At 52.0% G+C, this 21,588-nt stretch carries 17 protein-coding genes; 10 read left to right on the top strand and 7 right to left on the bottom strand.

The window, feature by feature from the left end:
* Window positions 1–99: 99 nt before the first annotated feature.
* The 3 genes from K4H25_RS06650 to K4H25_RS06640 all read right to left on the bottom strand — a co-directional run bounded on the left by K4H25_RS06650 (window position 100) and on the right by K4H25_RS06640 (window position 2,673).
* Window positions 100–672, bottom strand: coding sequence for a hypothetical protein (locus K4H25_RS06650; RefSeq protein WP_221022554.1), 573 nt, complete (start codon window positions 670–672; stop codon window positions 100–102).
* A gap of 59 nt (window positions 673–731) precedes the next feature.
* Window positions 732–1,580 carry a DNA-3-methyladenine glycosylase I gene (locus K4H25_RS06645; protein WP_221022553.1) on the bottom strand — a complete coding sequence of 283 codons (849 nt, stop codon included), beginning with the start codon at window positions 1,578–1,580 and terminating at the stop codon, window positions 732–734.
* Between the two features lie 115 nt (window positions 1,581–1,695).
* Window positions 1,696–2,673, bottom strand: coding sequence for a helix-turn-helix domain-containing protein (locus K4H25_RS06640; protein ID WP_221022552.1), 978 nt, complete (start codon window positions 2,671–2,673; stop codon window positions 1,696–1,698).
* 117 nt (window positions 2,674–2,790) lie between these two features.
* Between K4H25_RS06640 and K4H25_RS06635 the strand changes: the two genes are divergently transcribed.
* Window positions 2,791–3,321 carry a cysteine hydrolase family protein gene (locus K4H25_RS06635; RefSeq protein ID WP_255588115.1) on the top strand — a complete coding sequence of 177 codons (531 nt, stop codon included), beginning with the start codon at window positions 2,791–2,793 and terminating at the stop codon, window positions 3,319–3,321.
* 303 nt (window positions 3,322–3,624) lie between these two features.
* Here K4H25_RS06635 and K4H25_RS06630 read toward each other — a convergent pair whose 3' ends face one another.
* The 3 genes from K4H25_RS06630 to K4H25_RS06620 form a co-directional block, all read right to left on the bottom strand.
* The gene (locus K4H25_RS06630) at window positions 3,625–4,440 is read right to left on the bottom strand and encodes a hypothetical protein (RefSeq protein ID WP_221022551.1); all 816 of its coding nucleotides are present in this window, start codon (window positions 4,438–4,440) and stop codon (window positions 3,625–3,627) included.
* Window positions 4,441–4,775: 335 nt separating this feature from the next.
* Window positions 4,776–8,510 (bottom strand): AAA family ATPase, encoded by a 3,735-nt coding sequence (locus K4H25_RS06625; RefSeq protein WP_221022550.1) that lies wholly within the window; start codon window positions 8,508–8,510, stop codon window positions 4,776–4,778.
* Complete coding sequence (locus K4H25_RS06620; protein WP_221022549.1) at window positions 8,510–9,751, bottom strand: exonuclease SbcCD subunit D C-terminal domain-containing protein; 1,242 nt, start codon at window positions 9,749–9,751, stop codon at window positions 8,510–8,512. The genes K4H25_RS06625 and K4H25_RS06620 overlap by 1 nt, the downstream gene beginning before the upstream one ends.
* A 280-nt stretch (window positions 9,752–10,031) precedes the next feature.
* Between K4H25_RS06620 and K4H25_RS06615 the strand changes: the two genes are divergently transcribed.
* The 8 genes from K4H25_RS06615 to K4H25_RS16940 all read left to right on the top strand — a co-directional run bounded on the left by K4H25_RS06615 (window position 10,032) and on the right by K4H25_RS16940 (window position 19,211).
* Window positions 10,032–10,844, top strand: a complete 813-nt coding sequence (locus K4H25_RS06615; protein WP_221022548.1) for a cysteine hydrolase family protein — start codon at window positions 10,032–10,034, stop codon at window positions 10,842–10,844.
* 23 nt (window positions 10,845–10,867) lie between these two features.
* On the top strand, window positions 10,868–12,067 hold the full coding sequence (pncB, locus tag K4H25_RS06610; RefSeq protein ID WP_221022547.1) for a nicotinate phosphoribosyltransferase: 1,200 nt from the start codon (window positions 10,868–10,870) through the stop codon (window positions 12,065–12,067).
* A 548-nt stretch (window positions 12,068–12,615) separates the two neighbouring features.
* A complete protein-coding gene (locus tag K4H25_RS06605) occupies window positions 12,616–13,206 on the top strand; it encodes a GspH/FimT family pseudopilin (protein WP_221022546.1) in 591 nt (196 codons plus the stop codon).
* On the top strand, window positions 13,197–13,643 hold the full coding sequence (gene pilV, locus K4H25_RS06600; protein WP_221022545.1) for a type IV pilus modification protein PilV: 447 nt from the start codon (window positions 13,197–13,199) through the stop codon (window positions 13,641–13,643). The genes K4H25_RS06605 and pilV overlap by 10 nt, the downstream gene beginning before the upstream one ends.
* Window positions 13,640–14,662, top strand: coding sequence for a prepilin-type N-terminal cleavage/methylation domain-containing protein (locus K4H25_RS06595; RefSeq protein WP_221022544.1), 1,023 nt, complete (start codon window positions 13,640–13,642; stop codon window positions 14,660–14,662). Before pilV ends, K4H25_RS06595 begins: the two co-directional genes overlap by 4 nt.
* On the top strand, window positions 14,659–15,213 hold the full coding sequence (locus K4H25_RS06590) for a pilus assembly PilX family protein (protein WP_221022543.1): 555 nt from the start codon (window positions 14,659–14,661) through the stop codon (window positions 15,211–15,213). Before K4H25_RS06595 ends, K4H25_RS06590 begins: the two co-directional genes overlap by 4 nt.
* Before the next feature lie 4 nt (window positions 15,214–15,217).
* The gene (locus K4H25_RS06585) at window positions 15,218–18,787 is read left to right on the top strand and encodes a pilus assembly protein (protein ID WP_221022542.1); all 3,570 of its coding nucleotides are present in this window, start codon (window positions 15,218–15,220) and stop codon (window positions 18,785–18,787) included.
* A 1-nt stretch (window position 18,788) separates the two neighbouring features.
* The gene (locus K4H25_RS16940) at window positions 18,789–19,211 is read left to right on the top strand and encodes a type IV pilin protein (protein WP_308443249.1); all 423 of its coding nucleotides are present in this window, start codon (window positions 18,789–18,791) and stop codon (window positions 19,209–19,211) included.
* 48 nt (window positions 19,212–19,259) lie between these two features.
* Here K4H25_RS16940 and K4H25_RS06575 read toward each other — a convergent pair whose 3' ends face one another.
* A complete protein-coding gene (locus K4H25_RS06575) occupies window positions 19,260–20,405 on the bottom strand; it encodes a patatin-like phospholipase family protein (protein ID WP_221022541.1) in 1,146 nt (381 codons plus the stop codon).
* Between the two features lie 287 nt (window positions 20,406–20,692).
* On the opposite strand from K4H25_RS06575, the gene K4H25_RS16935 reads away from it, so the two are divergent.
* A complete protein-coding gene (locus K4H25_RS16935; protein ID WP_255588114.1) occupies window positions 20,693–21,379 on the top strand; it encodes a thermonuclease family protein in 687 nt (228 codons plus the stop codon).
* Window positions 21,380–21,588 lie beyond the last annotated feature (209 nt).

Below are 21,588 nucleotides of genomic sequence, written 5' to 3'. Positions count from 1 at the left end.
AACAAATCATTAATTAAATGTAAGAAACAAGCCAAACTACTGACAAACCGCAGCAACTCCGCTAAGCAAACCAAACCCAATAACGCCAAGCAATTAGCACTAGCGAGCAGGATTTAAACTATTGGCGGTATAAATGAGCTGGCCTTGGTAACGAATATAAAACTGATCTTTGGCGCGCAAAATACTCAGCCCTTCAGTCTTGTTTTCATACAAGGTCGGCATGATATCGCCCTCAAGCACCTTTTGGGCGTTCAGGATTGCCGGCTTATCACTTGTGGCAAAAAAGATTTCGGCTTGCTGCCGATCAGGGGACAACACCACAAAAATAGACTGCGGCTCGCTCGACTTGGCGTCATAACGCTCAAAGCGAATCCCGCGCTCAAACAGGCGAATACATTCACCCAACATCGCCGACCATTGATACCCTGCCGAAGCAATACAGCCGTGTGCATCCCGATCCGCGCCCACAACCTTTAGCACCGAACGCGCTTGCACGGCACTCGCTTGCGATGTGCTATTGACGGTGCTACTTACAACAGGCGCGCCAGCATATTGGCATTGCTTGCCCGCCGCAGTGCCACCTTGAGCAAGACAACGATCTTGCTGCCCAAAAGAGCAGGCCACTAAGCTCGCCAGCAATAGGCATGCACCTAAGCGTTGGTATTTTTTCATTCGTCGTTTCCTTCAATCAACAGCCTCAACGCGGCAAGCGGCCAAGCCACTGTCGCCACTCAATCGATCATCGCATTAAACTTACTCACGCTGTGATCGATCTGCTGCGGCGCGTAATTATTACCCACCGAATAAGCCGCAATTTTGCCCAGATGGGTGTAACTCAAACCGGTCTCATCCGCCCAAGTATTAAACGCCAGCTGAATCCGCTCTAAATCGCGCTTTGAGCTCGGCTGAGCCGGAATATCCAAACCCGCCTGTTGTAACGCCAGCACCACATCTTGGCTTAATACAAAACCATCTTTGCCGACATAGCGCAAAAACCATTGCCCGGTATTACCCCCCAAGCGGCTGCCGCGTTTTTTTAACACCGCCATCAAGTCGATCTGCCTCGACGCTGGAAAAGTATTTAAAAACCGCGCAAAACTGCCGTATTCATGGCTATACGCCCGCACAAAGCTGACATTTTCCATCAAGGCCTTAATCCGCGGCCAATGCCGCACCACGCGAGGATCATTGCAATACGCCTCCCATTGCTCGGCAGACAGCATCGCCAAACGATCGACATCAAAACCAAAAAAAGCCGCCTCAAACTGCGGCCATTTGTTATTGATCACCGCCCAATTAAAACCCGCTTGGTTAATCGTGCGGCACATCATCGCCAACACCCGATCATCTGGCAGCGCCAAAAACTGCGCCTCGCTCGCCACCTTGGGCAACAAATCCTGCAAAGCCTGCGCCCCACCTTTGCGCGCCATCGCGCGGGCTTGAATCTCAGCAAATTTTTCCATCATCTTCTCCAAATCACCCACCAACGCAGCAAGCCAAACCTCACCGCGTCGCTCCCAACCATGATACCCAAGTCCAAGCCACCACAGCGCGGGCTGATGACTAAACAAAACGATCAAGACCGTACCGCTTCGAGCGAGGCATCGGCATGCAGCACAAGCATTCAGCGATTACCCCCTAAGCGCGGCAGTGAGCAAGCAAACCGCCGCCATTGCGCGCGGCGGTATTGTGAAATCACTCGCCTTCTTGGGCTATATCACCTCGGAATGTTTGCCGCCATGCTTGTGGCGACACACCAAAATTTTGCTTGAAATGATGACGCATTGATACCGGTGAACCAAAGCCGACTTGTGCGCTGATTTGCTCGATATTTAATTCACTGCTTTCCAATAAATCTTGCGTCATCGCCAGCCGCTCATTAATCAGCCACTTACCCACAGTAAGCCCACACAATAGGCGAAAATGCCGAGTGAAAGTACGGCGGCTCATCAGCGCTTTGTCGGCGAGGCTATCGAGCGTATGCGGAAGTGCCAAATTCTGCCGAACCCATGTAATCAACTCGGCCAGCCGCGAATCACGCGCTGTGCTAGGCAGCGGTTGCTGGATGTACTGACTTTGCCCGCCTTGTCGGTGCGGCGGCACCACCAGCCGACGAGCAACGGCGTTCGCAGCACTGACGCCGTATTGGCTACGCAGCAAGTGCAAACAACAATCAAGTCCCGCGGCCGTACCCGCCGAAGTATGGATTTTTCCATCATCGAGATACAACACATCGGCATCGAGCTTTACAGAAGGAAAGCGCTGGGCAAAGTCTTCGGCAAACGCCCAATGCGTCGTCGCTTGTCGACCGTCAAGCAGCCCTGCCTCAGCCAACACATAAGCCCCCAAACATAAACCCACCAAATGCGCACCACGATCTGCCGCCGTTTTTAGCGCATCGAGTAAAACCTGCGGTGGTTTTTCTGCCGGATTACGCCAACTAGGGATAATAATCATCTCGGCGAGATCCAGAACCGATAAATCGTGCATATCACCCACGGTAAAACCCGCCGAGGTGCGCAAGGGCAGTTTTTCAAAGGCGCAAACCCGCAAGTCAAAACGCGGTGCGCCGGGATGATTTTCGCCAAACACCACGCAAGGTACCGACAAATGAAACGGGCTAATTTGATCAAACGCGACGATGGCGACGATGGGACGTGAAGTGTTGGGCATAGCAGCAATTCATGACAAGGTATTGGCCCAATCTTAGCGTATTTTGTCAATTAGGCCACTGTATTTACGAGATCACTCGACCGATAATGAATGCTCTATCACTTTGATCGGAGCCCCATGATGACCCAGCCAACACAACGTGCATTATTAGTGATTGATTTACAAAACGATTACTTTCCTGGCGGCGCATTCCCGCTATGGAATACCGACGCAACCTTGCTCAATATTGAGCAAGCCATCGCCAAGGCAACAGCAGTTGGCACACACATCATTCATATTCAGCACATTGCCGACCCAAGCTTGGGTATTGCCCCCTTCTTCAACAAAGGCAGTGTTGGCGCAGAGATACATCCAAGCATTCTCGCAGCAGCCCCAGATGCACCAGTGGTCATCAAAGCCTACGCCGATAGTTTTCACCACACCGATCTAGAAGCCACTTTGCAGAAGCTTGGCGTCACCGAACTACTCGTCTGCGGCATGATGACGCAAAATTGCGTGACACATACCGCGATCTCGAAAGCAGCAGAAAAATACACCGTCTCGATTCTGGCCGATTGCTGCACCACCGTCAGCGAGATGATCCACCTCATCGCCCTCAACGCCGTTTCAACTCGTGTGCCATTGGTCAAAAGCGTGGATGTATTGTGATTGATCTCCTCGCAGACGACCCTGCAATTTAATACATACCCAATCGCAGCATGTGCAAAAGGTTTGCACATGCTAGTCAGTATTTTTTTGATGCTGTATTAACCGATACACATTGCAAATAAAGCCTTGCAATTAAATACCCCAGTAGAGGGTATTCGACGCGAAGTGGCAATACGCCAATCGGCTTAGGGATTCAGCGTGGTGTGCGATGGTTGATTACATGACTGCGGTATGGTGCGTAATATTTTTAGCGATCACGCGCCATACCGTACTGGGCTGCAAGTAGCTCACAGCAAGTCAGAATTAAAACTTATTACCGACAAAAATAAGGCCATCATCACGTGCAGTGTTCAGAGTCAGCGCATACAGGCGATTATTTTTTGCATTGAAATAGCTCACCCCTTTGAATGTTTGATTCGCAAATGCACAAGGGCTGCTACCAAATTTAATTGCCGTGTCATAAGCATTGCTATCAAGACGTGGTATGACCGTTCCAGTGATTGTGCAACCCGATGTACCGCGGCCACTAATCACACCCGAAGCTGAAATATTCATCGTGGCATTCTCAGTACCTGCAGACGTCGCAACCCAGCCTGAGAAACCGCTTACAATTTGGCTCAACACTGGCTTATTCTCAAAATCAGCATCGTACTGACTCACGAAGCTAGAACCCATATAACGAGGATCGGTATAGCTAATCGAACCATTTAAGTTTTTCTTATCCACATAATTGGCAGAAACCGTCACCGCCAGAACCCCTGACCCCTCAAGATTAAAATCTTTGGCATTGCTAGATTGGAATACCCCATTTTTTGAAGTACTACCACCTTGCACTACACCAGCAATCGAATCGGGGCTACCTGCCGCCGAATAAATATTATAAAAAGTACCATCGCTGAGTACGAGCGTTGTCACCGTTCGATTGGCATTCGTTTTACCAGTCCATAAGCCTGCCGAAGAACCAAGTACGGGTGCCACAGTAGGCTGTGGTGTTGCGATCGCCAATGGCGTCGCCGTAGGTGTCGGTGTAGTTATCGCCACGCTATCACCACCGCCACCACCACAAGCAGACAACAGAGCCAATAAGGCGCAAGAAAATATCCCGTTTGTTTTTTTCATTATTTATTTCCAAGAGTCAAAAATTGAACCGATAGCCCTTCTTGTGCAAAAAAACTAAAATCAAATCATCAGCAAACCATGCCCAAGCAGCAGTACAGCCCAGAAAAAATCACATCGGCATATTACACCACGTCCTTACAAACCTTTCACAAAAACAAAGCATTGTCATATTCTTGCTGCACTCCCCGCAAGTCCCCTATCGCCGCAGATTGCTGCACGCCATCAGTACTGTAGATACTAGATTGGCGGGTTACGCAAGAAGGCTGCCCGCCCTACGCTTAGGGTATTTAATTACAGGGCATTATAATCAATGCCTATCAATCAATACCCCAGCATCAACGCCCTTCCATCACGCTAATCACGCTTCGCCCGCCGGCGGTTTTTTGTACGCTGATTTTGCTGGCGATGCGTTCGGTCATTTCTTGCACGTGCGAGATCACGCCGACTTTTCGGCCTAGCGCTTGCAGGCCGTCAAGGGCGTCCATGGCGATACTGAGCGTGTCGGCGTCGAGGCTGCCAAAGCCTTCGTCGATAAAGAGCGACTCAACGCGCACGCGCTGTGATGACAGCGATGCTAAGCCTAGCGCCAGCGCCAGCGAGACCAAGAATGATTCTCCGCCCGAGAGCGAATGCACCGAGCGCGCCTCAAAGCCCATGTCTTGATCGATCACCATTAGCGCCAGCGTGTCGTTAATCCTTTGCAAGCGGTAGCGGCGTGAGAGTTGCTGCAAATGCCGATTGCTATAGCCGAGCAGCACGTCGAGCGTGTATTGCTGGGCGTAATTACGGAATTTTTTTCCATCGCTGGAACCAATTAAATCACCGAGTTGCGCCCAGCGGCGTTGGATGGTTTCTTGCGCGGAGATTTCTAGCAGCAGATCGGCGGCGGCGCTGCGGCGGGCGTCGTCTTGGGCGAGCTGTAATTGTAAGCTCGCGGCTGTGCTCTGCGCGGCGGCTTGCTCGCTGCTGATGGTTGCGGCCTGCGCTTGCAATTGCGCCAGCGCTGCGGCGTCCTCAACATTGACGAACTCGGGCGGTTGCGCTTGGTGTTGCTGCTGTTGCAGACGGCGCTCTTGCAATACGGTTTGCGCGTGTAATAGCGCTGTATCGAGCGCCAATAGCGCAGCGCGCTCGCTGGCCAAGCCTGCGGCATCCAATGCCAAACGTTGCCGCAGCACAGCCAGCTCAATCCCCTGCTCGGCTAGCCATTGATCGAGTTGCTGCTGTGCGCTATGCGCTTGCTGCTGCCATTGGCTCAGTTGCGCTTGAGCTTGCGCTAACGCGGTTTGCTCACGAACGACTTGCTGCGCAGCCGATTGTGCAGCGAGCTGGGCTTGGCTTTGCTGCTCTTTGGCGCTGAGCAAGGCTTGCGCCAATTGCGCCTCAACGCTCGCTACGCTGTGCCCGGCAAACAGCGCCTGTCTTTCAGCCTGCAACGCGCTTAACGCCGCTTGCTCGGCATTGAGTTGCGCTTGCAAGCGCTGCTGCTCGGCGCTAGCTTGTTGCGCGGTGGCGAGCAGTCCAGCCACCGTTTGCGCCAATAAGGCCGTGCTTTGCAAGCCGCTGGCGTGCGCGGTGTATTGCGCCAACCACTGCTGTGCTTGCTGTTGCCAGTAGGCTTGCTCGGCCAGCGGATCGGCCTGCCAACGGCTTTGCCAATCGGCGTCAAACTGTAAAGCCGGAGCCAATTGCGCCAAACTGGCGGCGCAACGCGCGGCATGCTCTTGCTCGGCGATTTGCGCGGCAGCCCGTTGCGTGGTGATCTGCTGCAACGCGCTTTGGCATTGTTGCACAGCATCTTTCTGGCTTTGCTCTACTAGGCGGGCTTGCTCTAGCGCTGCTTGCGCGGCGTCTTTGGCCTGCTGCGCGTGTTGCCATGCGGCTTCTTGCGCTGCCATGGCATTCGCTTGCGTTTGCAATGCTGTGTGTTGCTCGGCAAACCATGCGGGCTGCTCAGTCTCAGTAATCGGGCTGATTTCGGCCCGCAAAGGGTGCGCTTGCCATTGCAAAAGCAGCGTATCGCGCGCGGTGGTAAGGCGAGTGATTTCGGGGCGGATTTCGGCCAAAGCGCGCTGGATGCTGGCGAGCTCGGCGCTCAATTGGCTGTGTAAGCTCAATTGCTGTTGTTGCTGCTGCCGCTGCGTAGCGACTTCGGCTTGCAAGCTGACCAGCATCGCTTGCAACTGCGGATTAGCACTAACGTAAGGATGATCAAGCGCGCCGCAGACAGGACAAGGCGCATGGTCTTGCAGCGCATCGCGTAGCGACTCAACGTTGGTGTTACACGCCGCTTCGGCCAATTTGAGCGAGCGCTCGGCTTGCGCCAAGCTGGCAGCAATCAGCGGTTGCTGCTGCGTTAATGCAGCCCAGTTTTGCTCGGTTTGCACCTGCGCCGCTTGCTGCGTTTGTTGCTGCTGCGCGTATTTGCCTAGCTGCGCCGTGTACTCGCTGATGCGCTGCATAAGCTGCTGGGCACTGGCTAAATCATCGCGCCGCTGCGTCCATTGCGCTTTTTGCGCTGGCAAGCTGCCAATGTCGATTTGTGCCTGCTGGGCAGTGGCCGCTTGCCGCTGCTGCTCGGCCTGCTGCAGCGCAATTTGCGCCGTTGCCAATTGCGCGTTAGCTGCGCTGAGCTGCGCCGTTTGCGTGCTGTGCGCTTGCGTCAATAGAGCGCATTGGCTGGCTGCACCTTGGGCAGCGGTGCGCGCCGCTGCGGCTTGTTGCAGTTGCACCGCATACACCGCCCAATTCTGGGCTAAATCTTGATACTGGGTATGCGCATGCAGCCATTGCTCAGCATTAGCTAGCTTGCTATACCCATCATCAAGCGCTATTTGTTTTTGTTCGTGCTGCGCCAATGTTTGCTGCGCGGCTTGATTGGCTTGCGCCACCGCACTGTGCAGCACCGCTTGCGCCGACTGACGAATGTCGATGCTAGTGTCGAGCTTTTTAGCGGCATCCAGTTGCGGTGCCGCTGCGATTTGCGCTTGTTCGGCAGCCAGTTGCTGGGTTTGCGCTTGCGCCAAAGCGGCATTGGCCGTTTCACTGGTCTGATTGGCCGTACTTAATTGCTGCTGCCCTGCAGCGATAGCCGCGCTAGTTTGCGCCAAACTCGCGGCAATGCGATCCACATCAAGCAATAAAGGGCGGGCTGCTTGCACCAAATCGAGTTGTTGCAGCGTTTCGCGGCGTGAGGCCGCTGCGCTGTGAGCGGCGTTTTGTTCATCGACCGCAACTTGCGCGGCGTTCACACCAAGGGTGAGTTTGTCGGCCTCGGTGTACCAGCGCAGCGCGTTATTGAATGACTGCGCCGTGGTATCCAGTGTGGTTAAAGCTTGCGCAGCCGTAGTCGCCGCCTGATCGAGCTCACTACGCGCTTCAGCGCTCAATGGTTTTTGGTCGGCAAGTCTATCGTTAATCCGCTGCAGCGCTTGCAACTCAGCTTTGGCGCGGGCAAAAGCGCCTTGCGAGAGTTGGCTATAAATGGTGCTGCCGGTGAGCGTTTCCAGTAGCTCGCCGCGCTCGTTATCATCGGCTTTTAAAAAACTCGAAAACTCATTTTGCGCCAGCAACACCGCGCGGGTGAATTGCTCAAAGTTCAAACCAATGCGCTGGATGATCTCGGCTTTAACTTCGTTTTTTTTGCCGCCAATGGGCTGCATGTGCGGCAATTGCAGCAGCGTCATCGTACTGGCTTGCAAGCTGCCTTTAATACTGCCGCGCGCTCGGCGCACACTCCAGCGGGCGCGATAACTCGCGCCATCGTTGCCAACAAAATCTACCTCGGCATAACCATCAGCACAGCCACGGCGCAGCAAATTGGCAGCGTCTTGATGGGTGATTAAGTCCGTGCCATCGGGCAGCGTTTTACCGCTACCGGCTTTGAGTAAACGCGGCGTGCTCTCAAAAAGCGCCATACACAGCGCATCGAGCAAGGTACTTTTGCCAGCGCCAGTGGGGCCGCTAATGGCAAATAAACCGGCAGATTTAAGTGGCTCTTGCTCAAAATCAACGTCAAATTCACCGGCTAAAGAGGCGAGGTTTTTACCGCGTATTGCTAATATTTTCATTATTCATCCGCCCCTGCATTGAGCATTAATTCGGCCAACGCCGCCATCAATTCGGGCGGCGCATCAGCGGCATATTTGCTGCGATAGAGGCGATTAAAAATGGCATCGGGTTGCAATTGCGCTAATTCTGGCAAGGTTTCATCTTCAAGCGCCGTGCTATTTTTGTTGGCAAAGCGGGTTTCAATTTTGGCCAGTCGCACCGGTTTGCCTTCAATGGCCGCTTCAATTTGCGCGCGCAAACCGGGCTCGGGCTGCTCCAGCGCAATGCGCACCTCTAAAAACGGAAATTGCTCTGGCGCTAAATCAGCCGGTAATTCCAGCGCTGCTAAAGCCGCCAACACCTCAGCCATTGGCGCGGCTTTTTTGGGGATGCGCAATAAATTCACCGCGCGCGGCACCAATAAAGGCGTGATATCCACCACCGCTTCGCCCTCGGTATCAAAGCGCAGCACTTGATGCGGATAAGCTACTTCGGCAAACGACAGCGGAATCGGGCTACCGCAATAGCGAATATGCGCTTCTTGCCCCACCAACTGCGCCAAATGCAAATGCCCCAAAGCGGCGTAGGCGATATTGGCGTCAAACATTTTGGCCGATAGCGCTTCGCTGCCGCCAATGACAATCGGCCGCTCTGAGTCTTGCGAAACCTCACCGCCCACCATATGGCAATGCCCCAAGGCAATAATCGGCTGGCCCGCTTGGCGCTGGCTGAGCGCATACGCCAAAGTCTGTTGATAGAGCGCAGTGATGCCGGCGGTATACGGATCAAGCCCGTCGGCTAAATCGGCAACGCGCGGCACATCCCCCGGGCGTAAAAATGGAATCGCCAAACACCAAGCGGCCACGCCTTGCGCGTCTTTCAGTGGTATCACTAAACGGCTGACGTCGATTTGCCCATCCGCATCGCGCGGCACAAAGCCAATTACGCTGGCGTCCATCTCGGCTAAAAACGGCGCAGGCATTTCAAGTCGTCCGGGTGAATCATGATTGCCAGCGATAATGACAATATTGAGCGCCGGAACGCGCGATTTAGCTTGCTGCAAAAATTGATAAAACTGCTTTTGCGCTGCCGCTGACGGATTGGCGTTATCAAAAATATCGCCCGAAATCAGTAAAGTTTGCGCTTGCTCAGTCACCAAGGTCGCCAGCAACCAATCCAAAAAGCATTGATGCTCAAATCGACGCTCAAAATGATGCAAGGTTTGGCCTAAATGCCAGTCGGAGGTGTGAATAAAACGCATAACTATCCCAAAGTGAATCACTCATATGTGCTCGCAGCCAAATCAGCACAAAACGCCCCAATATAACCGAATCAATCCGCCGCCGTCAGTAAGCCAAGCTAAAGCTGCACGAATCCCTACTCCCCATTCCCATTCCCATTCCCATTCCCATTCCCGCCCCAACCTTGATCCAGATCGCGCAGTGTGCCTAGTTTACTGCGCTTGGCGTGAGTTCAAGGTATGCTGCCAAGCCGATTAAAGCTTTGCCCACCCTGCTGGGGACTCTGTTTAAGGAACGCCGATGCCTGAGCGCAATGTGCAACTGATCATCATCGACCCGCAAAATGACTTTTGCGATCAAGCCGGCGCAGCGCTGCCCGTCGCTGGCGCCAGCGCTGATTTGCAGCGCATTGGCGCGCTTTTGGCTCAGCAAGGCGCAGCGCTCAGCCAAATTCATATCACGCTTGATTCGCATTTGCCGGTGGATATTGCCCATCCGAGCTGGTGGTGTGATGCCGCAGGCCAATTACCTGCGCCGTTTACGGTGATTAGCCAAAGTGATGTTGAACGCGGCGTGTGGCGCGCGCGCGATCCGGCGCAGCAAGCGCACAGTTTGGCGTATGTAAAAGCGCTCAGCCGCAATCAACGCTATCAGTTGATGATTTGGCCCGAGCATTGCCTGATTGGTAGCTGGGGGCAAGCGGTGCAAAGCGACTTACTCGCCGCGCTCTATGCATGGCAACGGCAAACGCTCAGACCGCTACACTTTATTCATAAAGGCAGCAATCCACGTAGCGAGCATTATTCGGCGCTGCAAGCCGAAGTGCCCGATGTGAATGATGCGGTTAATCCTGCCGATACCGCGTGGTTGGCCGAGCTAGCCAAGGCCGATTTAATTTTGATTGCCGGCCAAGCGCTATCGCATTGTGTGGCCAGCACGGTGCGCGATTTAGCCAGCGCCTTGGGCGAAGCGCAGCTGCATAAATTATTATTACTCACCGATTGCACTAGCCCAGTCGCGGGTTTTGCCGAACAAGGGCAAGCTTTTATCACCGAGATGCGCGCCCGTGGCATGCAAACCGCCAGCCATTTGGCGCTGGCGCTCGATCATTGATCCAACTTAAAAGCGATCTTTGCATGACAACTTTAGTGCCTGTGATTGAGTCTTTACTCGACACCGATTTATATAAATTCACCATGATGCAAGAAATCTTGCATAGCCAACCGCAAACGCAGTCTGAATACGCGTTTAAATGCCGCAATCGCACCGCGCTGCCGCTCGCGGCTTGCCAAGCCGAAATTAACGCTCAGCTTGATCATTTATGTACGCTGCGCTTTAGCGAAGACGAGCTGGCGTATTTGGCAGGACTGCGTTTTATCAAATCTGATTTTGTCGATTTTTTGCGTTTATTTCAGCTGCAGCGCCGCTTTATTTGCGTCAGCGAATCAACACAACAGCCAGGCCAATTGAGCATCACCGTAAAAGGGCCGATGCTGCATTGCATGTTGTTTGAGATCTACGTGCTGTCGATTGTCAATGAAGTGTATTTCCGCCAATTTGAGCTCGCGCCTGCACTCGCAACTGGCCGCGCCCATCTGGCGGCCAAAATCAATACTTTGCAGCAATTTGCAGCGCAAGCGCCGCTGGCCAATCCTTTTGTATTTTTTGATTTTGGCACCCGGCGACGGTTTTCTCGGCAATGGCATGCCGAAGTGGTGCAAGCACTCGCCAGCCAAAGCAGCGCAATGCGCGGCACCAGTAATGTATTACTCGCCAAACGCTTTGGCCTTACGCCAATTGGCACAATGGCGCATGAATACCTGCAAGCGTTTCAAAGCTTTGGTTCACGATTGCGTGATTTTCAAAAAAATGCGCTCGAGCATTGGGTGCGAGAATATCGCGGCGATTTGGGCATTGCGCTCACCGACGTTGTCGGCACCGATGCGTTTTTACGTGACTTTGATTTGTATTTTTGCAAACTGTTTGACGGTGTGCGTCACGACTCGGGCGACCCGTTTTTGTGGGGCGAAAAAATCATCGCGCATTATCATAAAATGAAAATCGACCCGAGCAGCAAGCAATTGGTGTTTAGTGACGGGCTAAATATTGATAAAGCCATTGCGCTCTACCAACACTTTGCCCCGCGCTCACGCGTCGGCTTTGGGATTGGCACTGATTTGTCCAATGACTGCGGCTTAGAACCCTTACAAATCGTCATGAAATTGGTGTATTGCAACGGGCAACCGGTAGCCAAAGTCAGCGATACGCCGGGCAAAGGCATGTGTGAAGACGTCAATTTTCTTAATTATTTGTGTGACGTTTTTAAAATCAAATAAGCCTACTCGCTTAATTCCAGTACCACATTCTTGCTGACTTGTTCAGCGCCAGCAGTGATCCATTCAGTAGTAAATCAAAATGCGCTCGGCCCTCCCCTTTCATGGGGAGAGCATACTGCAATGCGCTGATCATCGCCCAGCTAAATCAGTATTGATGTTGGGTATCTACTTGCAGACTTTGTTTATTATTACCTACAAGCAAATACCCACATCAATAGCATTTCAGCACGCGCCTTTACGCCTTTAAAACCAGCCTAAAAATAAAGCCAATGTCTTGACTAAGGGTGATCTCAAGCACAAACCATACTAACCACGAAAGATAAAAGAAAGATTTAACACCTTATTTACGCCGCTTGCTCGCCAAATTATCCTTGCCGCGATTTCACAGCCACTAAATCCTTACAGATCAATATGCTACGACTAAGAACTGATGCATGCAAACCACAGCAGGCGGCAATTTGCATTAGGCATTTCCCTTAAAACGACGACACGACAAATAAATTACTAGTCATTTAAGCTACAAACCAATACCATCAGCATTATCTAATATGCTGTTAATCCAATTCAAAGTCACCATGCCGCGCCACCTTCATCTCAATCTGACTACCCATCGCGTTAAGACGCTATTTCAACTGGGTTTTACCTTAATTGAACTCATGGTTACGCTAAGTATTTTGGCGATTTTAACCGCGATTGCTGCACCCAATTTCAGCCAAATGATGGTCGCCAATCGACTGACCACGCAAAACAACGAGCTGATTGCCGCCATCAATTTAGCGCGCTCAGAAGCGATCAAACTCAATCGCAGCGTCACTTTTTGTAAGCTTGATTCAGCCACCGCCAATGCTTGCTCTAGCACGGTGGGCAATTGGCTGCATTGGGGAGTGATCTCTAACGAAGGCCTGATCCGCCGTGGCGTCATCACCATCGCCAGCAATATACAAGTCACCAGCGATTTAACCGCCAACCAACTGCGCTTAGGGGCCGATGGCTTGGCTTACAACAATAACAATTTAGCGGCTGCCAGCATGTCGATTTGGTCGTGCAGCTGGGGGCGCCCAAGCGACAATTTAATGACGCTTGCGATTGGCGCAGGAAGTCGTTTAGTCAGCACCAAAGGGAGCAAAGTATGCCAGTAAACTCATTGTCTTCGCCCCGATCACAAGCAGGCTTTAGCTTAATTGAAGTGCTCATTGGGATTGTGGTGCTATCAGTTGGTTTATTGGGTTTGGCGGCTTTGCAATTGGCCACGCTCAAGCACAATCAAAGCTCGACCGAGCGCAATATGGCGGTGATTCAAACCAATTCAGTCCTGAGCGCAATGCGCGCTGATCGCGAAAACGCCATTAACGGTCAGTTTAATTTGGCAATAGATAGCGATGTCAGCTCTGGCAGCAGTTTTGCCAGCGGGGTACTGGATCGTTGGCGCAGCAGCATTAGCAGCCAATTGGGTGAAGGCGCTAGCGGTGCGGTCAACTGCAAAGCGGCGCTATGTACGGTGACCATACGCTGGGATGATTCGCGCGCGGCGCAAGGTGAGCGCGAACAAACCATCGTCACCGAGGTGTTTTTATGAGCCAAGCACCACTACCCGCTCGAGCGGGATGCGTAACTGAGCGCGGATTTTCGATTGTCGAATTGATGATTGCCGTGGCGATTGCCTTATTGATGATTGCTGCAGTGTCTGGGGTAGTACTGTCGAGTAAGCAAAGTTATCGCAGCTCTGAGGGCTTGTCGCAAGTGAACGAAAGTGGCCGCAGTGCACTGAGTTTTCTCGAGCGCGCCATTCGTGGCACGGGCGTCATTGCCTGCGGCAATACCCAGCAAGTAGCCAATGTTTTAAACAATCCAACTTCACAATGGTGGTCCAACTGGGCGGCGATTCGTGGATTTTCTGGGAGTACGGCAACGAGTGCCGCCGCTTTTGGTAGCGGTGTTGGTCAGCGCATTAGCGGCACACATGCGATTCAATTACAAGGTATGAGCGATTCGGCCTACAGCATCGAAAGCCATAACGGTGGCTCAGCCAATATCAAGCTCGCAGGCAGTAATTTCGACATTACCGCTGGGGATATTTTAATGGTCTGCGATAGCGATCATGCCACCATTTTTCAAGTTTCAAATATCAATGGCACGGGCAATCTAGTGCATAACAAAGGCAGCGGCACTTCTCCAGGCAATTGCAGCAATGACTTGGCCTTTCCGACTGACTGCGGCAGTGGGCCGACCAGTAAATATGAATTTGCGCCCAATTCAACGGTGGCTAAATTGGCGGCGTCCACTTGGTATATTGGCAATAATGGCCGCAGCCAAGACGGTGGTCGCTCGCTATATCGCGTTGGCATCGATGGCACACGCATCGAGATGGCAGCTGGCGTCGTTGACATGCAAATCAGCTATCGCATCCCTAGCAGCACCAGCTGGGTGGACGCCAGCAGCTTAAGCAATGCGCAGTGGGATCAAGTCAATGCTGTCACTTTAACGCTAAGCCTACAAAGTGCGGAAAAAAACATTGCCACCGCAGCGACCACGCCCAATGGCCGTTTAACGCGCGAAATCACCCAAGTGATCTCACTGAGGAATCGAACATTATGATGCGCGCAGCGCCTTACCGCCCTGCACAAGCGGGACTCATTTTAATCATGGCGCTGGTTTTGCTATTGATCGCGACCTTGCTCGGCGTATCGGGAATTCGCAATGTGCTAATGCAAGAAAAAATCAGCGGCAATAATTATGATCAGTCTATGGCTTTACAAGCCACTGAATCAGCACTACGCGCCGCCGAAGCCAAGATTGAAAGCAACCCCGATATCACCGCGCTCAATGGGCAAAGCTGCCTTGCGCCAACGTTATGCCCGATTTCTCCGCCCGATGATGCCCCCAGCGGCTGGACTGATATCGACGCGGCTTTTTTAGTCAACACCGCCCTGCTTGAAGGCAAGCCGCAGTATTTTATTCAGTTGATGTCCGAAACCAATAGCGATGATGAATCAGGGATTTCTGGCAGCGCCTTAGCCAATCAATACGGCGGTAGTGGCGGGATTGTTTCACGCACTTACCGCATTACCGCGCGCAGCCATGCGCCCGACACAGCCACTGGCCGTGCCGCAGTTCGCCTACAAACCACCGTCAAAGTCGATAGGTAGCACCATGTTTAAATATCAGATCAAATCGATCACCTACTTGGTCGCGATCGCTGTTGCATCACTAACGCCGTCCGCTTGGGCGGCAATTGAGATTGCCCCTGCCCCTTTGTATGTCGGTGGTTTTGTCCCGGGTAGTTTGGCCTTAGTCCCTTCGGTTGAGTTTCCGACCATTCTTAGTCAGGCCAATGTCGGTGCTTATTCATCGGCCAACGAATACACCGGCTATTTTGACGCCAATAAATGCTACGACTACGTGAATGCCAGCAATGAAGCCGATCGCCATTTCAAGCCCGTCAGCAAAACCACCACACGCAGTTGCTCAGGCAATTGGAGTGGTAATTTTATGAATTGGGCGGTCACACAAACCATCGATCCATTTCGTTCGGCACTGACTGGCGGTTATCGCGTTCGTGACACGGCAGGCGAGACGTGGCTAGAAAAAGCCCGGCATGATCGTGGCGGCAGTTATGGTGATCGCACCAGCAACGTCGCCGGCACTACGCCGTTTAGCTGGGGTAATCTCACCATCCGCGTCGCAGGCTTGGGCAATAAGATGTATTTCACCGGCACTGGCGATGTCAACAAGCCAGCCAGCGTGCGGTCTTATCCTGATTCAATCAGCAATGCAAAAAAAGATCAGGTATTTGAAGCCTCGGTGCGCGTTAAAGTTTGTGATTCGGCCTTCCCCGAAAAAAACTGCGCGCAATATGGCAGCAATTGGAAGCCAGAAGGCTTGATCCAGCAATATTCAAGTAATTTGCAATACAGTATTTTTGGCTATCTCAATGACAGTAACGCGCTGAGAGATGGCGGCGTGATGCGCGCCAAAAATAAATTCGTTGGTGAATATAAACTCGACCCCAGCAGCAATCGTTTGGTCGCTAATAGTTCGCGCGAATGGGACCCGAGCACCGGGATTTTATACCGCAATCCAGATTCAGCCGATGCGGCAGATACCAATGCGGGCATTCAAGACAGTGGCGTGATTAACTATCTGAATAAATTTGGTCAGATGACCACACGCGCGCACAAAAGTTTCGACCCGGTGAGCGAACTGTATTACGCGGCAATCCGCTACTTTAAAAACCTCGGCAATGTGGCGAGTTATTCCACTTTATCCGGCGATAGCAATCAGAAATATGAGCAAGCTGATGGCTTTCCGGTGATTACCCGCTGGGATGATCCGATTAAATACTGGTGCCAAAAGAATGTGATTTTAGGGATTGGTGACGTCAATACACACCGAGACAAAAACTTACCAGGTAGCAGCAATAGCAGCGGTGAGCCTGCCATGCCCAGCGAAGTGAGTAATGACAAAACCATTAATGTCGTGACCGCAACGCAAAAAATCGCGCAATTAGAAGGCATTAACATAAATGCTAATGCGCAATTTACTGGTCGCGACAACTCAGCGTTTATCGCCGGTTTAGCGTATGACGCCCACACCGTGGATATGCGGCCCGAAGGCAGCACCAGCAGTAGCGAGCTACTCAAACGCATTAAAGGCATGCAAACCTTATCAACGTATTGGGTCGATGTACGTGAAGGCGGCATTTTGGCTAACCGCAGCAGTAATCAATATTGGTTGGCGAGTAAATACGGCGGTTTTAAAGTCCCGAACGACTTTAAGCCCTACGATAGTCAAACCACCAGTATTGCCGATGCGCTGTGGTACACCACCAAAGACATTTTATCGACTGGCGACAAGCGTCCAGATAATTTCTTTGTCGCCAGTGACGCGCAAAATATGGTCTCGGGCCTGACCAAAGCCTTTGCCAGTATCAGCGCGGAGAGAACCAGTTCGGCCGCTGCACTCACTTCGTCGAGTAATAAAATTGAGCCCGGCGTAGCGGTGTTTCAAACCACGTTTTCTAGCTCCAGCTGGAGTGGTGATTTAAGCGCCTATGCCATCAATCAAACCACGCAAAAACCAGAAACTACGCCCTTATGGAGCGCCGTTGCTGCGCTACCTAAGCCAGCGGATCGTAAAATTTATTTTAATCAAACCCCACAAGCGGCCTCAGGCAAGACAGAATTCAAATCTGGCGCCAGCGGTTTAGATACAAGTATATTCACGACGGATATCGTTAACTACTTACGCGGGGATCGCAGCAAAGAAGTACCGAGTGGCGCTTTTCGGGCACGCAGTAGTGCACTCGGTGACATTGTGAATTCAGCGCCAGTGTATGTCGGCAGTCCTAATCCTCGGCTTTATGCCAAAGACGCCAGCTACGCGCAATTTGCCAAAGATAAAGCCAATCGCACGCCGATGGTGTATGTCGGCGGTAACGACGGCATGTTGCATGGGTTTAACGCCAAAACCGGTGTTGAAGTGTTTGCTTTTATTCCCAATGCGGTACTCAATCAGCAGCTGGCCAACACGGCCTCACCCGATTACAGCCACCAATACTTTGTCGACGGTGAAATCACCGTGGCCGATGTGTATGTCGGTAGTCGCTGGAAAACCATCTTAGTCGCCAGCCTAGGCCGAGGCGGGCGGGCGACTTTTGCGCTAGACGTGACCGACCCCAACAATATGTTGCCAATGTGGGAAAACAATCCGCAACGTGCACCAAGCATCGGCCAAGTACTGGGTAAACCAGTGATTGCGCAATTGGCCAAAGGCAGTTGGAGCGCCATCATGGGCAACGGCCTTAATAGTACGGGCGACAAAGCCCAATTGATGATGATTGATATCGAGAGCGGTGATGCCAAATTTGTCGACACCGGCATTGCAGGCAATAACGGCCTGTCTGCCGCCGATGTGTGGGATACCAATAGCGATGGAATTCATGACACCGCCTACGCAGGCGATCAACGTGGCAATCTGTGGAAGTTTAATCTGACAAAAAACAACCCCACGGCCATCAAGCTGTTTAGCGCCACCAGTAGCTCCGGCGCCCAAGCGATTAGCGCCGCGCCGATTGCCGTCGTGAACCCGAAAACCAAAGTACGCTGGGTGTTTTTTGGCACTGGCCGGTTTTTAAATAGCAACGACTTAAGCAATAAAGACGTGCAAAGTTGGTATGGGATTATCGACAGCAATCAAGCCGTGGATCGCAGTAACTTGATGGTGCGAAGAATCCTCAAGGACGGCGCGACCACCAATGGCTCGATTCGCGTGATGTCCACACCAAGCCCTAATGATATGCAAGGCAAATCGGGCTGGGTGATTGATTTTAAAGGCTCGGGCGTTGCCATTGAGGGCGAGCGAATGTTGCTGCCGAATCAAATTCGCGGCAATAGCTTAATCGGCACCAGCCGGATTCCGGACGGGAGCGATCCTTGCTTACCCGAAGGTCGCGGCTACACCATGGCCATCGATCCATTTAGCGGCGCGAGTTTAGATCAAGGCTTTTTTGATCTCAATGGCGATGGCAAAGTCGACGAAAAAGATCAGATTGACGGCGCGTATGCCAGCGGTGTTGGCTTTGATAGCAGCCCCAATGCGCCCATTTTTGTGGGTGACGGTATGATTTCCAGCTTGGAAAACGCCGGCACTTCACACATTAAAACCCAAGGCAAATTAGGCCGCATCGTTCGCACCTCTTGGCGTGAAATTTTAGGAGTTTAAGTTGAAAATCCCATCCCCGCGCCGCGCTGCGCATGGTTTTACGTTGATTGAAATGATGATTGTGGTGGCCATTATTGGTATTTTGGCCGCCATCGCCTACCCCTCGTACACGCAATACGTAGTGCGCAGCCATCGTGCGGCGGCCAAAGCGTGTCTTTCTGAGCAAGCGCAATTGATGGAGCGCTATTACACCACGCATATGAATTACACCGGCGCGTCCCCAACGCTGGCTTGCCAAACGGAGAGTGGCATGGCAACGCGCTATCAATTTACGACTAATATTGCCAGCGCACGCAGCTACACCGTTACCGCCACCCCGCTTGGCACGCAATTGAGCCAAGACACGCAATGCGGCGCGCTCAGTATCGATTCACAAGGTGGTAAAACCGCTAGCGGTAGCGGCGGCGCAGCCGCTTGCTGGTAAAAAAAACGGCGCTGATTTGCAGCGCCGTTTTTTATCCTACCTGCCCACTCAAACTGGGCACAGCGTATGAATGTCTTCGCCGCGTATCGTGTGTACGGCAGTACCCAAATGCGCCGGTTTCACCTGCTGCGTCCAAGGCGACTTAGCCAAGGCATGTTTCATATCGGCATAACCAGCATTGCGCCGCTCTAATATAGACGGTCGAGAGAATTCTGCATCTGAATCGGCAATCTGCTCACCGCTAGGTTGATACACCAAGTGCACAATATCAAAGTGGGCGTTGCCATTATGCGCGCTTAGATTCAAATCATCGCTCACCGCGCTGATATCGACATTAGCGCCTTGCGAGACATGATGCATCGCACGGCGATGATTATGTCGCTTGGCCAAGGAATCAATATGCTGCCGAGTACGGCTGGCGTATTGAATCTGTTTTTGTCGCCACGCCACACTGTCCATATTGCGCGGCGCTGGCCCGTGTGCATCCCATAAATCAATCATAAACACCAAGGTGTCGCCGTCGAGCTCACTTTCAAAAATCGCATCCAATGGCGTATTGGATACACAGCCGCCATCCCAATACAGCTCACCATCGACCTCAGTCGCTGGGAATCCCGGTGGTAATGAGCCGCTGGCTAAAACATGCTCTGGGCCGATGGTTTGCCGATGATTATCAAAAAAAACCAAGTCGCCGGTGGTGACCTTGGTGGCGCCCAACACCAATTGCGCGCCTTGATGATTGATCAAATCAAAATTAGCCAAACGCTGCAATGTCGCCCGCATTGGCGCGGTATCGCAAAAACTGGCGGTCTCGGGCGGCATATCATTCAATAGCAAAGGGCTAGGAAAGCGTGGCTGCCAAAAATTGGGCTGCCCCATGGTGACCGCTTCCATAAAGCTCAATTTGTTATACATCCGCCGCCAATCGCCCTGCAGATATTCACCGCTCATATTTTTGCGCGAAATATCTGACCACAAGGCATCAAGCTGGCTTAAACGATGCTCAGGGGTATTGCCCGCTAAGATGCAAGCATTAATCGCCCCGATTGAAATACCCGCAAAAAAATCCGGCTCTAAGCCAGCTTCGTGCAACGCTTGATACGCGCCAATATGATAAGCCCCTAAGGCGCCACCGCCTTGTAGCACCAAGGCAATTCGCGGTTTTTGAGATGATTTTTTTTCTGCCACAGCCATCAATCGCTCCTTTATCCAATAATCAGCAAACCGGTTTTATCTTTTGCATTACGATAATCACGCTATTGCAAAAAACATTGCTGCGCCGCAGCAAATAAAGCGTAGTCGATGAATGGCGCGTTGGCATTATTTTTAATCATCAGTTTCATACAGCGCTATTGATCAAGATCCTGAAAGTATTTAATTCAAAAACTTTCAACTATCTGTACAATCCCTCGCAATTTAGCTGGTTAAAAAAACAACCAGCCTAGCCTAAAACCCATTCGATTCATCCTGCCTAAGGCCCCATGATGCTGCGTTTTTTTCTGTTTTTTTTGTTCATAAGCTCGGCGCACGCCGAAACACTCAGCGGCCATATTATTGGCATTAACGATGGCGACACCGCTACGTTACTCACTACTGATAGAAAGCCAGTCAAAATCCGCCTATGGCAAATCGACGCCCCCGAACGAGACCAAGCTTTTGGCGAAAAATCCAAACAATCTTTATCCGATTTAATTTATCGAAAAGACGTCACCGTGCAAGTCGACACCCAAGATCAATATGGTCGCAGCGTCGGTAAAGTTTTTGTTGGTGGGATGGATGTCAATTTGGAGCAAATCAAACGCGGCATGGCTTGGTTTTATACCCAATACGGTAGCGATGAAAAATACCGCGCAGCCGAGAAACAAGCCAAGGCGGCTAAATATGGTTTGTGGATCGATCCTGCAGCTGAAGCGCCATGGCAATGGCGCGCCAGTGGTAAAACCAGCCGCCCAGCCGTAGTGAACTCAGCCACCAACCAAGCGGCACCCAGCAAAACGGCCACCAGCAACCCGCCTGCCATCGTCAGCAATTACCGCTGTGACGGCCGACAACACTGCTCACAAATGAGCTCTTGCGCAGAAGCGACGTATTTCATCAAAAACTGCCCCAATGTCAAAATGGACGGCAATAACGACGGCATTCCTTGCGAAAAACAATGGTGTAAATAAACGCGATTTGCATTAGCCTCAGACATCAAATCCAACGCTGAGGCGTAGAAAAAAATCCAACGCAGAGACACAGAGACGCAGAGGAAACCAAGCAAAAACATCAGCAAAACACGGTTTAAATCATCGTGTTTGCTCCATTCTGATTTGGCCTTTCTCCGTGCCTCTGCGTCTCTGCGTCAAAAGGTTTTATTGCGTTTAGGGTTTGATCT

Source organism: Deefgea piscis, assembly GCF_019665785.1.
GTDB lineage: Bacteria > Pseudomonadota > Gammaproteobacteria > Burkholderiales > Chitinibacteraceae > Deefgea.
Note: the sequence above shows the minus strand (reverse complement) of the source record. Positions and strands in the feature narration are given on the sequence as shown.

Coding starts and splice junctions, on each gene's coding strand:
- K4H25_RS06650 (WP_221022554.1), bottom strand. CDS start 672: ATGAAAAAATACCAACGCTTAGGTGCATGCCTATTGCTGGCGAGCTTA.
- K4H25_RS06640 (WP_221022552.1), bottom strand. CDS start 2,673: ATGCCCAACACTTCACGTCCCATCGTCGCCATCGTCGCGTTTGATCAA.
- K4H25_RS06635 (WP_255588115.1), top strand. CDS start 2,791: ATGATGACCCAGCCAACACAACGTGCATTATTAGTGATTGATTTACAA.
- K4H25_RS06630 (WP_221022551.1), bottom strand. CDS start 4,440: ATGAAAAAAACAAACGGGATATTTTCTTGCGCCTTATTGGCTCTGTTG.
- K4H25_RS06625 (WP_221022550.1), bottom strand. CDS start 8,510: ATGAAAATATTAGCAATACGCGGTAAAAACCTCGCCTCTTTAGCCGGT.
- K4H25_RS06620 (WP_221022549.1), bottom strand. CDS start 9,751: ATGCGTTTTATTCACACCTCCGACTGGCATTTAGGCCAAACCTTGCAT.
- K4H25_RS06615 (WP_221022548.1), top strand. CDS start 10,032: ATGCCTGAGCGCAATGTGCAACTGATCATCATCGACCCGCAAAATGAC.
- pncB (WP_221022547.1), top strand. CDS start 10,868: ATGACAACTTTAGTGCCTGTGATTGAGTCTTTACTCGACACCGATTTA.
- K4H25_RS06605 (WP_221022546.1), top strand. CDS start 12,616: ATGCTGTTAATCCAATTCAAAGTCACCATGCCGCGCCACCTTCATCTC.
- pilV (WP_221022545.1), top strand. CDS start 13,197: ATGCCAGTAAACTCATTGTCTTCGCCCCGATCACAAGCAGGCTTTAGC.
- K4H25_RS06595 (WP_221022544.1), top strand. CDS start 13,640: ATGAGCCAAGCACCACTACCCGCTCGAGCGGGATGCGTAACTGAGCGC.
- K4H25_RS06590 (WP_221022543.1), top strand. CDS start 14,659: ATGATGCGCGCAGCGCCTTACCGCCCTGCACAAGCGGGACTCATTTTA.
- K4H25_RS06585 (WP_221022542.1), top strand. CDS start 15,218: ATGTTTAAATATCAGATCAAATCGATCACCTACTTGGTCGCGATCGCT.
- K4H25_RS06575 (WP_221022541.1), bottom strand. CDS start 20,405: ATGGCTGTGGCAGAAAAAAAATCATCTCAAAAACCGCGAATTGCCTTG.
- K4H25_RS16935 (WP_255588114.1), top strand. CDS start 20,693: ATGATGCTGCGTTTTTTTCTGTTTTTTTTGTTCATAAGCTCGGCGCAC.